This window comes from Dolichospermum sp. UHCC 0352, from assembly GCF_009711925.1.
Taxonomy (GTDB): domain Bacteria; phylum Cyanobacteriota; class Cyanobacteriia; order Cyanobacteriales; family Nostocaceae; genus Dolichospermum; species Dolichospermum lemmermannii.
Map to the genome: position 1 here is coordinate 1 of NZ_VIKY01000183.1, position 13,773 is coordinate 13,773.

Consider the following 13,773-nt stretch of genomic DNA (forward strand, 5'->3'; position numbering starts at 1 on the left):
TTCTCCAAATGCTTCGCCCGTACAGTTGTTAGTTGTTAATTTTTTGCGTGAGAACGACGACGACGACAACGTTCTGAGCAATATTTCACTTCATCCCAGCAATCTTGCCATTTTTTCCGCCAAGCAAACGGACGTTGACAGACTACACAGATTTTTTCTGGTAAATCAGATTTAGAACGAACACGCCCCATCATAATCAATACAAAGTTCAAACCATTCTTGAGGATAAGCAATAGTAGTTTTAATTAGTGAATAAAGTCTATCATCTTCTCTCAAATTTTGGATAAGTTGCCCCAAAGATATAATTTGTTGTTCAGCATCTTTAATTTTTTTTGCTGCCAATTTTGATCATTGTTTGACATAAGTTATAGTAATATATATGAAGATACCTGGTATACATTCCTAATGTATTTTAGCTTTGGTATCTGTTAATAATTGATAGATGTTACCCTAAATTGGATATTTATAAAGCATTAGTTAGTCATGTTCTATTTACTCTGGTAAAAACCGAACCGGAGTGGTTGCACAAACAAACCATCGGTAGTCTAAATTGGCTGTCGAAAGCCAGTTATTATCCTTCTACTAAATGGTTAAATAGCCTATTTAAGCAATATCTGTGTCTAAATGATCCGCGAGTAGAACAAACCATACTGGGAATGAAATTTCCCAATCCTTTGGGGTTAGCGGCTGGATTTGATAAAGACGGTATTGCTGCTAATATTTGGCATAATTTTGGGTTTGGTTTTGCTGAATTGGGTACTGTTACTTATCACCCCCAACCGGGAAATCCTCCTCCTCGGTTATTTCGTTTGCCTTTAGATCAAGCGGCACTTAACAGGATGGGTTTTAATAATGCTGGTGCTGTCGCAATGGCCGCAAGATTAACAGAGGCAAAACAACATTTAATTTACCCAATCCCCCCAATACCGATAGGAATAAACTTAGGTAAGTCTAAGATAACATCCTTGGAACTAGCAGCGCAGGATTATCTAGAGAGTTTTCGATTACTGAAGGATTTGGGTGATTATTTTGTAGTTAATGTTTCCTCTCCCAATACACCGGGATTGCGATCGCTCCAGGATGCTACCATGCTCAGTCAAATCTTGGATATGCTACAGCAGGAAAATACTGCACGAAAACCCATATTTGTGAAGATAGCCCCCGATTTAGAATGGGAAGCAATATCTGACATTATTGCTCTGGTTAAAACCTACCGAATTGCTGGTTTAATCGCCACCAACACCACGATTAGCCGGGAAGGACTCAAAACCCAAATTATTGAAAAAACTGGTAAATCCCCCCAAGAGGAAGCGGGAGGAATTAGCGGAAAACCAGTGAGAGATCGCTCCACAGAAGTAATTCGCTTCATTTACCAACAAACCCAAGGGCAGATGCCTATCATTGGCGTAGGTGGCATATTTACTGCTGAGGATGCTTGGGAAAAAATCACAGCCGGAGCTTGTCTTATTCAAACTTATACAGGCTGGATCTATGAAGGACCAATAATGGTACGCCGCATCCTCGTCGGTTTATTAACCAAGCTAGAAGAAAACGGACTAACATCCATCAGTCAAGCGATTGGAATTGGTCAGTAGAGGCGAAGCATTTGGAAGATAAATTATCGGTCATTGCCAAAAATAGTTCTCCAAATGCTTCGCCCGTACAGTTGTCAGTGGTAAAACTGCTCCCTGCTCCCTGCCTCCTATTCTTCCATGGGGAAAAACTCCTTAGACTTACGAGAATAGGACCAAGCAATACCATCAGGATCACGGCTACGACACCACTGGGCAAAATCTGGGTCATTGCGTCGCTTGTAAACCGTACTGGAATAGACATTTAGCCGTTTGGCTAATTCCGATTGAATCAGCGAACCAAAAACTAACTGTTCTTCTAGAGGTTTTCTCACTTCCTCGTGGGTAGGAACAGATTCAGATTTGGATTCAGACTTGGATTCAGATTGCGCTTCCTCCTCCTGGGGAATAGGAGGAGGTGGAGCTAAAAAAGAGCGGGCAATTTTGGTAACTGGTTGCGCGGGAAGTTTTTCTACCAATTCACTACTATCAAGAATATCGCCGAGAATACTGGCATTAATAAAATAGTACAATTGATCTTCTTTTTCCGAATCTAGGACACTAGCGCCAAATTCCTTAGCTTTACTATCTAAATAGCGTTTTGCCACCTGTCCCGAAAAATTACCCTTGATTGCCAAGTCCATGGGTCTAATTTGGCCATGATTTTCCTCAACTAATTCATAAAAGAGTGGGTTAACTTGGTTGCACCACTTTTCCCATCTAGATTGCTGCCAAAGGTTGAAAACCATTAATAGCCCTAAGATTACCAGTAAAACTTTCCAGGTATTAACCAGGAAAACAATCAAAAACGATATCGGCAAAATTAGAACGAGAAAACTTTTGCCTGGGCTTTCTATGGTTTTTTCACTCATACTGATTTTTGCCAAGGGAATTTTTACAAAATAATATCTCTATCTTGGCAAAAATTTGGCCATTTGTTTGTATCTTTCGGCAAAATTGTCGCTAATTATTCGGCAAAAGCTACTGATGCAATAAAAAAGTAACCAATTGTCTCAGTATATTTTTTCAAGCCTTTGAGAAATTGGTGTGTAGTCAGATTAGGTTCACAAAGATTAAAATTAAGCGATGATATAGCGGTATGCACTGGAATGAGATTCTAATTTTCACCCCAGAGGCTTACACCGAAAGGATTGTACTCCTAATTGCTGACCGCTAAAAGCTACTATAATCATCAATCACCAATTGCCAAACAATGAAGATACCTGGATTTCCTGGTGACAGAGATAAAAAATCAACTTCAACCGGACGAAAATCCTATTTTTTGATTCCCCCATTAGCACTTTGGCATCCTTGGTGGCATCAATTTATGGATTGGATGGTAATATTTTTAACTGTCATGTTATGTTTACTAATGTTGCCAACTCGTCTCCCCGGAATGGAATTATTAGGCATTGGTCCTAATTGGCTACTCATTTGGGTAGTGGCTTGGAGTGTCAATCGCTCAGTATTTTCTGGTCTGCTGTCAGGGATCATTTTGGGGCTATTACAAGACGCAATGACATCACCTGATCCAACTCATGCCTTGAGTTTGGGAATTGTGGGAATGTTAACAGCCCTGATGCAAAAACAGCGGTTTATTCAAGAAGACTTTATTTCCATTGCTTTAATTGTATTTGCGATGGCTGTAGTGGCAGACACTATTTTTGCTTTCCAGTTATCTTGGGTAGGAAATCGTCATGCAGCCAGTATTTGGACATATTACCAACGGGCTACCTTAGCTTCGGCAATTCTCAGTAGTTTGTGGGCGCCTGTGGTTTATTATCCTCTTAATCGCTGGTGGCAGCAGATGAAATTAATTCGTAATTCGTAAGTCAAATGGATAATTTTCCAGGAGTCTCTCCCAAATCTGCATCATTACCTCAAGATCCTCAACTTCTAACACAGCCTGTAGTCCCAGAAATAGTAGGTGATGACTTTGACTCTCGCATGATGGGAAGGTGTGTGGAATTAGCCCGGACTGCCTTAGGACGCACTTCACCAAATCCCTTGGTGGGGGCGGTGATTGTCCAAAATGGGGAGATTGTGGGAGAAGGATTTCATCCTTGTGCTGGTGAACCTCACGCCGAAGTTTTTGCCCTGAGAGCAGCGGGAGAACGGGCGCGAGGAAGCACTATTTATGTGAGTCTTGAACCTTGTAACCACTATGGACGTACTCCTCCCTGTTCCCAAGGGTTGATTAATGCGGGTGTGTCTAAGGTGGTAGTAGGGATGGTTGATCCTAATCCCTTGGTAGCAGGTTCTGGAATTGCGCGGTTACGGGCTGCTGGGATAGAAGTGATAGTTGGAGTAGAGGAAGCGGCTTGTCGGCGATTAAATGAAGGGTTTATTCATCGTATTCTCTATCAACGACCTTTAGGGATTTTGAAATATGCTATGACTTTAGATGGTAAAATCGCCACTACTGTCGGTCATAGTGCTTGGGTAACAAATCAAGATGCTCGCACTGAGGTTTATCAATTGCGAGCCGCTTGTGATGCGGTGATTGTTGGTGGGAATACGGTTAGAAAAGATAACCCTTATTTGACTAGCCATCAAGTTGAGGCTCATAATCCCCTGCGAGTGGTGATGAGTCGTAGTCTGAATTTACCAGAACAAGCTCGGCTATGGGATACTCAGGAATCTCCAACTTTGGTTGTAACGGAAGTTGGTAGTTCACAGGCTTTTCAAAAAATGCTGCGCGACAAAGGGGTGGAAGTGGTGGAATTTAGCTCACTCACCCCAGAAGCAGTCATGAGTCATTTATATGAGCGCGGGTTTTGTAGCGTGCTATGGGAATGTGGTGGTATTTTAGCAGCTAGGGCGATCGCTCAAGGCTCTGTCCAAAAAATTATGGCATTTATCGCCCCCAAAATTATTGGTGGAGATCATGCTCCTACACCTGTGGGAGATTTGGGTTTGACCAATATGACTGAAGCGTTACTTTTAGAGCGCGTCAGTTGGCGTGTTGTTGGTAATGATTGCTTGGTGGAAGGTTATTTACCACCCAAAATAAAATAAATAGCACAGATACTCAGCTATGATTCTTGGCGTTCATAAGCTAAATCACGAATCAGAGTTAGCCGAGATTGAATGTAATCACAGAGAAAATCAATTTCATGGGCATCTAAAAAGGCTTGATTCGTGATTTGTTTAACTAACCACTGTACCAAACTAGTATCATCAAGCTGCAAAAGCGTTACTGTGTGAGTGGCTTCAACGATAGACCAAAACTGACGCATGATTGTTGGACTCATTCGGCCTCTATTTAATCATTAATTTAGTTATTTTCAGATTATACAGTTCTGATATTAATTAACTGCCTAAATCTACAACTAGATATAACTATTATTAAAAATTTAATAAATGGGCAAATATTTTGCTGAAAATGAAGAAATGTCAAGTTATATGAATTAACTTAATTTTACTTAACTAAGATCACAATTGGTAATTGGTAAAAGTTTTTTTTGTTGTCTTTTACTCTTTTCACAAAAAGAAGGGAACAGGGAACAGGGAACAGGGAACAGGGAAAAATCAGAGTTTGAGCGGTTTTGGCTGGGAGATTAAAGTTTATTAACTTCCAATTTCAGATTTTTTGTATTAAAGTAAATGTAACCAGGTTATCTATATTTTTACAAGATGACAAAGTAATGGTTCAACCTGATAACATAAGGAATGCAGTTGCGGAAAACCCCCCAACGTTTCATTCTATTGATCTAAATAGTATAAATCAATATTGCCAAAACAATCCTGTTGGCAAAATGTTACCTGATGCGTTTTACATTCATATTTTAGCCTTACATACTCTTGACCCTTGGCTTCAGGAATATGAAAACCGCGCCCGTACTTGTACTGAGCGAAGTCGAACTAGTGCCTTACTTAAAGTTCAGTCTGCAACTTTAGTTAAATTTAGCACGAATAAACCCAAGATTTCCTATCTATTCTATCCTGATTTTGATACTGATCCTCATCCGGCTTTACAAGCTAGTATTCAGGTTGACGTAGAAACTCTAGAAGTTGGTTATCGGGATTACAGCGATTCGGAAAATCCCCCCATTCTGCACCGCAAAGAAACTTTTGTAACTCCAGAATATCCCCTCTATGAAGAGTTTGCAGCTTTAACTCGCGCTCAAGTCGCTTTAGGTTTACTTAATCATACTAGGGGAATTGGTACTAAGTTGGGTTGGGAACAACGGCTACAAGTTTTTGGGGTGGAGGTACAAGGACATAGCTTGATTAAACGCGAAAGCAGTTCTACAATTACAAATATAGTTCCCAAAATAGAACGCCACAAAGCCGCTATTATTCGTCCTGATTTATCCCGTCCTGTGCGTTTAGCCTTGGAGTCGAGCTTATTTAGTCCAGAAACTACCTTTTTTGATTATGGTTGTGGACATGGTGGAGACGTTACCCGCATTGCTGAACAGGGTTATACAAGTTATGGCTGGGACCCTTATTATTCTGCACATACACCGAGAATCGCTGCGGATATTGTGAATATTGGTTTTGTGATTAATGTCATTGAGCATCAAAGCGAGCGCCGGGAAGCTTTAATTCAAGCTTGGGAACTGACTCAAAAGGTGCTGTTAGTAGCCGCCCAAGTATTGATATCTGATATTAAGCGGGGTGTAATTGCTTATGGCGATGGCATCATCACTAACCGTAACACATTTCAGAAATATTATGAACAAGAAGAATTAAAAATTTACATTGACCAAGTATTAGGAGTTGACGCAATTCCTGTGGCTTTGGGGGTTTATTTTGTGTTTCGAGATGATGCTGAAGCGGAGTTATTTCGCGCTTCTCGGTTTCGTTCCCGGGCGACTACTCCCAGAATCCGTCTTTGTGTAAAACGGTTTGAGGAACATCAGGAATTATTAACGCCGTTGATGAATTTTCTGACGGAACGGGGAAGAATGCCTGTTAAGGGAGAATTACCTCAAGCAGCGGAAATTGCTGAGGAATTTGGGAGTTTACGCCGGGCTTTTAATGTCATTATACAGGCAACTGACACAGAAGAATGGCAAGCGATCGCTGACAAACGCCGTCAAGATTTGATGGTTTATTTAGCGCTGTGCAATTTTAGCCGTCGTCCCCGATTAGGACAATTATCCCCAGCAGTCCAAGAGGACATAATTGGTTTATATAGTAGTTATAAACAAGCTTGTTTAGATGCTGACCAAATGTTACGCAGCTTGGGAAATACAGAACTCATTATTAAACGCTGTCAAGAAAGCAAGGTTGGTAAAAAATTACCTAATTCCCTTTGGGTGCATATTTCCACACTACAAGCAGTTGACCCTTTATTACGCCTGTATGAAGGTTGCGCTAGTCGGACTCTGGGAAGATTAGAAGAAGCAAATGTGATTAAATTCCATCTGAAAACACCTAGGATCTCTTATTTATTTTATCCTGATTTTGATATTAATCCTCATCCCATTTTATCAAAAGTGATGACAATTGATTTGCGAGATTTGCACGTTACTTATCAGGATTATGATTTAGAAGATGATCCACCAATCTTACACCAAATAGATGCTTTAGTTACTTCTGATTATCCCCAATATGAGAAATTTGCTAAGTTAACTCGTCAAGAAGAAGATAGAGGACTTTTAGATAATTGGCACAGTATTAGTCATGTTTCTGGCTGGAAAAAATGCTTACAAGAAAATTGTACTGTTATTGATGGTTATAGGTTATTTTGGGTTAAAGATGCAGATGCTTATAAGTTGAAAGCACTTAAAGCAGCTTTGAGAACTAGACAAAGAAGGAAGAATATTTCTAACGAGTCACAGAGACACGGAGAGGAGGAATAGAGAGGTTTTTTTAAGTTTGTTTTGCTAGTTTTATCCAGTTTTCGATTCCTTTTTTTGTGGGGATTCCTGAGTTATTAAATGTCCAAATATCTCGTTTATGTTGTTGTCCATAACTAATGTGAATTGGTTGGTGGGGACTGTAAAAATACAGGGAATCAAAGGGTAGTTTTGTTTGTAATATCCATTCTACTAGTTCTGTGCTGGGTAAGTCTGTAATTAGAAAATCACAAGCTGCACCTAATCTTTTACAGTAGTATGTACCATTTTTGTTGATTTCATGGCTAATATGTTGGTCGAGATTGGGGGCTACACGTCCATTTTTTTGACCTGTAACTGGGTCTTTTTTCTCAAGATACTTTTTTAGGTCTGGAGAACAAAAACCGTAGGTAAGTTGAAATTTTTCTCTACTAAAATAATCTATAATTGGGTCAATGATAAATTTATTTAAATCCTGTAATGCGGGAATTACTTCTGGTAGATTTTGTGGATATGGGTTGATCTTTTGGGCATATTTATGATAGGTTTGTGTGCAGGTACAAAATTCTTCTAAGGTTAGATATTTTCCTAATTTTAAATTGTGAGTATTCATAAATACTGGATAGCAATGAGGCTGGTGATTTTATTGTAGCATTTGCTAAAGTTCTGGTTCATTAATTGCCCAGAAGTTAGAAAATGTGAATAAATTTATGTTTAGTTTAAATAAACAACAGGATTAATCAAGATTTAATTATATTTTAAATTTTGTCCGACTACTTACCAAGGTCTAGAAAAGTATGAATGTTCAAGAACTTTTAGCTAGATACGCGACAGGAGAAAGAAGCTTTACCTGTATTGCTTTACCAGGAGCAAATTTGCAAGGAGTCAATTTGGGTGGGGTGGACTTCGGTAGAGCAGATTTAAGAGGAGCAAACCTGACAGCAGCTTCTTTGAGTGGAGCTAATTTGAGTAAAGCGAATCTTCAAGGAGCAATATTGGCAAGAGCGCATTTATCCGAAGTTATTCTCTGTGGTGCTGATTTAACTCAAGCTACATTAACAACTGCTCATTTAAATGAATCAGACCTCAGTGGTGCATTGTTGAGTGGTGCTAATTTATGTGATGCTAATTTACACATGGCATCAATTTCCGCCGCAAACTTACAGGGTGCAAATCTCAGTGGTGCAAAAATGGGAGGTGTGAGAATGTGGAAAGCAGATTTACAAGGTGCGGACTTGAGTGGTGCTGATTTAAGCGAGGCTAATTTGTGCGAAGTAAATTTAACTGGAGCTAATTTAGATGATACAGATATGAGTGAAACTTTCTTAACTGGGGCGATTATGCCTGATGGTAGCATTCATAGTTGATGTTTGGCATTACTGATGCTGATCATTTCGCTTTTAGATAACTACTGGCATAAAAATTAATATTTACTCTTCGTGACTCTGCGCCTCTGCGTGTTAGCGAAGCGGGGCGAAGCCCGACAAATTCTTCTTCTTCACCACCAAGTCCAGAAAAACAAAATAAATCTATCATTGGTATGATTTCTAATATACTAGACTTTGTTATACACTGAAAAAAATTAATGTATACCAGTGAATTAGCTAAATATTCTGTGAGAACGGACATTGGACAAACCAACCGTATCCTCATAGTGGAAGACGAAGAACTGATTCGGGAAATGTTAGTTGTGGCCTTGGAAGGGGAAGGCTATGAAGTAATTACCGCTAGTGATGGCCGAGCAGCGATAGAATATCTGAAAAGTTGTGAAGATAATTCTGAAGAACTGCCTTTAGACTTGGTGTTATTAGATTTGATGTTACCGCAAATTAATGGCCTAGACATTTGCCGTTTTTTACGTCATCAAGGCAACTCAGTGCCAATTTTAATGTTGAGTGCTAAAGGTAGTGAAACTGACCGAGTCCTGGGCTTAGAAGTGGGTGCTGATGACTATTTGACAAAACCATTTAGTATGCGAGAATTGGTGGCGCGGTGTCGGGCGTTACTTCGTCGTCAACGTTTAAGTGCATTGCCACAAGTTCCGGTTCTGAAGCACAAAGATATAACTTTAAATGCTCAAGAGTGTCGGGTTATAGTCCGTGGAGAAGAGATAAGTTTGTCTCCCAAGGAGTTCCGACTCTTAGAATTATTTATGAGTTATACCCGTCGGGTATGGTCACGAGAGCAATTATTAGATCAAGTATGGGGTCCAGATTTTGTGGGGGATAGCAAAACTGTGGATGTTCATATCCGCTGGTTACGGGAAAAGTTGGAGGAAGATCCTAGTCATCCAGAATATATTGTAACTGTGAGGGGTTTTGGTTACAGATTTGGGTGATTGGTGAAAATAGTTGTTAATTTTGAGTAATAACACACCAACTAACGACTTCAATGCTTTTACTGGGATTTTCGCTGGGTTTAGCTGTCGGCCTGGGTTTTTGGGTTTGGCAACAGGTTCATTTGCACTGGTATTTAGAACAATTACTACAATCGCCAAGTTCTAATTTGCATAAAATTACCAATATTAAACTGCTGCTAAGACCTCGCTTACGGCAGGAAATATCTATGGTGAATAGACAGCAACAAAATTTGCAGCAATCATTGTCCATGTATAAGGAATTACTGGATTTTGCTCCGCTGGGATATTTGCAGGTAGACGAGGAAAATCAATTGTTGTGGTGCAATCAACAAGCGCGGGAAATCTTATATCTTCAAAGATGGCAACCTGGACAGGTGCGTTTGTTGCTAGAGTTGGTGAGGTCTTATGAATTAGATCAGTTAATTGAACAAACTCGTGATTGGCAAAAACCCCAGGTGCAGGAATGGGTTTTTCATCCCGCTTGTGAAGATGCTAAGGTGATGACAGAATTAAAGCCCATGTTTCTGCGGGCTTCTAGTTTGCCATTACCAACGGGACAGGTGGGAGTATTTTTGGAAAATTGCCAATCTGTGCTAGATATGAAGCAAGAACGCGATCGCTCTTTTTCCGATTTAGCCCATGAACTCCGCACCCCGTTGACGGCAATTCGTCTCGTGGTGGAAACTCTGCAAACCCGTTTAGAACCACCTTTAGACCGTTGGGTTAATAGGCTGATGCAAGAAGTTGACCGACTGATTAATTTAGTCCAAAGTTGGTTGGAGTTGACGCAAATGCAAAACAATCCCACCATGCAGTTAAATTTGGAAATGGTGGAAATGCGATCGCTCATCATCTCCGCATGGGAAACCCTAGAACCAATTGCCCAGAGTCATTCTCTCAGTATTAACTATTCTGGACTAGACAGCATCTGCATTCAGGCAGATAAATCTCGACTTTATCAAGTATTCGTCAATTTGCTAGATAATAGCATCAAATATAGTCCAGCCACCACAACTATTGACATTGAGACTAAAATAATTTCTACTGATAACGGTCAAATGTTGGAAATAAATATTATTGATTTCGGTGTTGGCTTTGCTGTTGACGACTTACCTCATGTATTTGAAAGGTTTTATCGCGGAGATAAAGCCCGGTATCGTTCACCAGTCAATGAAGTAAATTCGACAACGGGAATTGCTGGTAGCGGTTTAGGTTTAGCCATTGTCCAGCAAATAGTCATGGCTCACGGTGGTGTAATTAAAGCCATGAACCATCCAGAAACAGGTGGTGCTTGGATACAAATTCAATTTTCTCAAGTTATGACAAATTTACCTAGTACAGTAGAGCGCAAGTAAGATAACCATTAAAAATCCTTAAAAAGCTTATACAATCTGCTTTTTTAATTTTTAATTGTTAATTTTTAATTCCGCCCTGCGGTACTAGTCAAGACTATAGTTAAGAAAATATACACACTTTTAATATAACCACTGTGAAAACTGTATTTGATCCTCCCAATCACGAAATACTACCAATAGAACGCTCCATTAGGCGTTTAGAACGGGATTTATTACGTATGGGGGCTTTAGTAGAACAATCATTTCGGCTGAGTCACCAAGCCCTATTTGCCGGGGACTTAATCGCAGCGGAACAAATACCCCGGTTAGATAAAAAAATTGATCGCTTTTATCGGCAAATAGAATCAGACTGCACAACTATTATCATTCGTCAAGTACCCACAGAAAGAGATTTGCGCTGTATAAGTGCTTTTATGCAATTGGTGCGTGACTTAGAACGAATTGGGGATTATGCCGAAGAGTTAGGGGAAATTGCCATTAAACTCTTCCCTTATCCTCAACATAGTTCCTTACCAGAAATTGCAATTATGTCCCAGCACGCCCAAGCAATGTTAGCAACTTGTTTAGTCGCATTGGCAGATTTAGACGAAACCAGTGGACAAAGAATGAAGCAGTTAGATGATGCTGTAGATAATGCTTATGAGCATCTTTATCAAACCTTTGCCCAACAGGAAAATATTTCTGGCGTAATTGAGCCAATTCTCTTGTTAACTTTAGCAATTCGTTGTTTAGAACGCATGGCAGATCACGCAACTAATATTGCTCAACGAGTTACATATATTGTTACAGGTCAGCGATCGTAAATTGGATATTGATCGCCATCAATACATACCATAGACAGGGTATAATCTCAAATTTATCAAATAATAAATAAATCATAACCTTGTATAAAAATTTTGATATTTAGTTGTTTTAATTGCCATTAATGATGTAGAATCACTAGAGAACATTTATGTATAAGTTCCCTTGGGACTTTACCATAGACTGGATTCATTATAGGTGTGAGAGAGATTGAAATTTATGAAAAAAGCTTTTTGGAATATCCTCAAGGTTAGCCCCGTCCTAGCTTTGACCTTATTGACCAGTAACAGTGCCTTTGCTGGTGAAGCTAACGAAAAAGTGACAAGTGTTGCTGAATTATCCCAAGAGTCCAACAGCTTGGGTCAAATAACATCCGTTTCTCAGTTTTCCGACGTACAACCTACCGATTGGGCGTTTCAAGCTTTACAATCTTTATTTGAACGTTATAGCTGTGGAGTTAGTGGTTATACTAACGGTACTTTCCGTGGTAATCGCGCCTTGAGTCGTTATGAATTTGCGGCTGGTTTAAATTCCTGCTTAGACCGCGTTAATGAACTCATTGCTACCGCAACTGCTGACATGGTAACCAAGCAAGATTTAGCTACCTTACAGCGCTTGCAAGAAGAATATTCCACTGAACTAGCAACTATTCGCGGTCAAGTAGATGCTTTAGAAGCTCGTACTGGCGAATTAGAAGCTAATCAGTTCTCCACCACCACCAAACTATCTGGAGAAGCGATTTTCAACTTCTCCCAAGCCTTTGGAGATAAGGTAGCAGACACTGACACAAATCCCGATAATAACCCTGACCTAAACAGCACTGCAACCTTCTCTAATCGAGTGCGGTTGAGTTTGAACAGTAGTTTCACTGGTACAGACCAATTGCAAACTCGTTTGCAAGGGATAAATATCATACCCAACAGTGCCGTTACGGGTACTAACATGACCCGCTTAGGTTATGATGGTAGTGCAACTGGTAATAATAGCAATAACACCGTAACTATTGATAAACTCAACTACGCCTTCAACTTGAGCAAAGCAATCCGTGTCAAGATTGATGCTACTGGCGCTGAGTTGAACGAGAACGTCAATGTTTTCAACCCTGACTTTAGAAGTAGTGGTTCAGGTTCTTTATCTCGTTATGGACGTTTCAGCCCTATTTATCGTCAAGCAAATGATGGCGCAGGTATCACTGTTAATGTGACTCCTAATGATAAATTAGCATTGAGTGGAGCTTATTTTGCAACAGGTAGAGATAATAATGCAAATGATCCATCCCCAGGAAAAGGACTATTTGCTGGTAACAATACCATCTTTGGTCAGTTAGCTTTGAAGCCTACTAAAGCCATCAACCTTGGTCTAACCTACGCCCACTCATATCAAAATAACGCTTTTAACCTCTTCGGAAGTACAGGTAGTGCTGTTGCTAATAATCCTTTTAGCATTATTGGTGTTACTGCTACTGCAATTGAAGCTAACCACTATGGTGTACAAGTTAGCTTGCAACCTAGTGCTAAAATCACATTAGGCGGTTCAGCAGGTTATACAACAGCTAGTACATTAAAAGCTAGTTCTTCAGCAAGCACTGAGACACGGTACTGGGCTAGTACATTAGGTATTAAAGACTTCCTTAAAGAAGGTAACACCTTGGGTTTGATCTTCGGTCAATCACCTAAAATCTCTGAAGCTACAGTAAGTGGGAAATCAGTTCTCAGCACACTAAAAACTACAGGTAGAGAATCAAGCAATTCTTATCATGCAGAAGGTCTTTACAAGATAAAGCTTTCTGATAATATCCTTGTTACTCCTGGTGTATTGGTAATCTTCAATCCTGAGAATAACGACAAGAATAGCACCGAGTACGTTGGTACTTTACGGACTACCTTCACTTTCTAGAA

The 13,773-nt window shown here is 39.9% G+C and carries 15 protein-coding genes; 9 read left to right on the forward strand and 6 right to left on the reverse strand.

What is annotated here, in order from left to right:
- Positions 1 to 35: 35 nt before the first annotated feature.
- Positions 36 to 191 (reverse strand): DUF2256 domain-containing protein, encoded by a 156-nt coding sequence (locus FJR06_RS12560; protein ID WP_015080582.1) that lies wholly within the window; start codon positions 189 to 191, stop codon positions 36 to 38.
- Positions 172 to 342, reverse strand: a complete 171-nt coding sequence (locus tag FJR06_RS12565) for a hypothetical protein (RefSeq protein WP_162471197.1) — start codon at positions 340 to 342, stop codon at positions 172 to 174. The genes FJR06_RS12560 and FJR06_RS12565 overlap by 20 nt, the downstream gene beginning before the upstream one ends.
- A gap of 113 nt (positions 343 to 455) precedes the next feature.
- On the opposite strand from FJR06_RS12565, the gene FJR06_RS12570 reads away from it, so the two are divergent.
- Positions 456 to 1,595 carry a quinone-dependent dihydroorotate dehydrogenase gene (locus FJR06_RS12570; protein WP_168651546.1) on the forward strand — a complete coding sequence of 380 codons (1,140 nt, stop codon included), beginning with the start codon at positions 456 to 458 and terminating at the stop codon, positions 1,593 to 1,595.
- 107 nt (positions 1,596 to 1,702) lie between these two features.
- On the opposite strand, the gene FJR06_RS12575 is transcribed toward FJR06_RS12570, so the two are convergent.
- Positions 1,703 to 2,443: a hypothetical protein gene (locus FJR06_RS12575; RefSeq protein ID WP_168651547.1), complete on the reverse strand. Its 741-nt coding sequence runs from the start codon at positions 2,441 to 2,443 to the stop codon at positions 1,703 to 1,705.
- Between the two features lie 341 nt (positions 2,444 to 2,784).
- Here FJR06_RS12575 and mreD point away from each other — a divergent pair, with 341 nt between their 5' ends.
- Together mreD and ribD are read left to right on the forward strand one after the other, a co-directional pair.
- Entirely contained in the window at positions 2,785 to 3,402 is a 618-nt protein-coding gene (gene mreD / locus FJR06_RS12580) for a rod shape-determining protein MreD (protein ID WP_015080585.1), read from the forward strand.
- Between the two features lie 5 nt (positions 3,403 to 3,407).
- Positions 3,408 to 4,589, forward strand: coding sequence for a bifunctional diaminohydroxyphosphoribosylaminopyrimidine deaminase/5-amino-6-(5-phosphoribosylamino)uracil reductase RibD (gene ribD / locus FJR06_RS12585; RefSeq protein ID WP_168651548.1), 1,182 nt, complete (start codon positions 3,408 to 3,410; stop codon positions 4,587 to 4,589).
- 17 nt (positions 4,590 to 4,606) lie between these two features.
- On the opposite strand, the gene FJR06_RS12590 is transcribed toward ribD, so the two are convergent.
- Positions 4,607 to 4,825 (reverse strand): hypothetical protein, encoded by a 219-nt coding sequence (locus tag FJR06_RS12590; RefSeq protein WP_015080587.1) that lies wholly within the window; start codon positions 4,823 to 4,825, stop codon positions 4,607 to 4,609.
- 393 nt (positions 4,826 to 5,218) lie between these two features.
- Between FJR06_RS12590 and FJR06_RS12595 the strand changes: the two genes are divergently transcribed.
- A complete protein-coding gene (locus FJR06_RS12595; protein ID WP_256369499.1) occupies positions 5,219 to 7,384 on the forward strand; it encodes a DNA phosphorothioation-associated putative methyltransferase in 2,166 nt (721 codons plus the stop codon).
- Between the two features lie 10 nt (positions 7,385 to 7,394).
- Here the strand turns inward: FJR06_RS12595 and FJR06_RS12600 are convergent, their stop codons facing one another.
- The gene (locus FJR06_RS12600; RefSeq protein WP_015080589.1) at positions 7,395 to 7,973 is read right to left on the reverse strand and encodes a hypothetical protein; all 579 of its coding nucleotides are present in this window, start codon (positions 7,971 to 7,973) and stop codon (positions 7,395 to 7,397) included.
- Positions 7,974 to 8,157: 184 nt separating this feature from the next.
- Between FJR06_RS12600 and FJR06_RS12605 the strand changes: the two genes are divergently transcribed.
- Complete coding sequence (locus FJR06_RS12605; RefSeq protein ID WP_015080590.1) at positions 8,158 to 8,727, forward strand: pentapeptide repeat-containing protein; 570 nt, start codon at positions 8,158 to 8,160, stop codon at positions 8,725 to 8,727.
- 22 nt (positions 8,728 to 8,749) lie between these two features.
- Here the strand turns inward: FJR06_RS12605 and FJR06_RS12610 are convergent, their stop codons facing one another.
- Entirely contained in the window at positions 8,750 to 8,896 is a 147-nt protein-coding gene (locus FJR06_RS12610) for a hypothetical protein (RefSeq protein ID WP_168651550.1), read from the reverse strand.
- A 49-nt stretch (positions 8,897 to 8,945) separates the two neighbouring features.
- Between FJR06_RS12610 and FJR06_RS12615 the strand changes: the two genes are divergently transcribed.
- From FJR06_RS12615 to FJR06_RS12630, 4 genes are all read left to right on the forward strand, one after another.
- The gene (locus FJR06_RS12615; RefSeq protein ID WP_168651551.1) at positions 8,946 to 9,698 is read left to right on the forward strand and encodes a winged helix-turn-helix domain-containing protein; all 753 of its coding nucleotides are present in this window, start codon (positions 8,946 to 8,948) and stop codon (positions 9,696 to 9,698) included.
- Between the two features lie 53 nt (positions 9,699 to 9,751).
- Complete coding sequence (locus tag FJR06_RS12620) at positions 9,752 to 11,074, forward strand: cell wall metabolism sensor histidine kinase WalK (protein WP_168651552.1); 1,323 nt, start codon at positions 9,752 to 9,754, stop codon at positions 11,072 to 11,074.
- 134 nt (positions 11,075 to 11,208) lie between these two features.
- Entirely contained in the window at positions 11,209 to 11,877 is a 669-nt protein-coding gene (gene phoU, locus FJR06_RS12625) for a phosphate signaling complex protein PhoU (protein ID WP_015080593.1), read from the forward strand.
- A 217-nt stretch (positions 11,878 to 12,094) separates the two neighbouring features.
- A complete protein-coding gene (locus FJR06_RS12630) occupies positions 12,095 to 13,771 on the forward strand; it encodes an iron uptake porin (RefSeq protein WP_168651553.1) in 1,677 nt (558 codons plus the stop codon).
- The last annotated feature ends 2 nt before the right edge of the window (positions 13,772 to 13,773 follow it).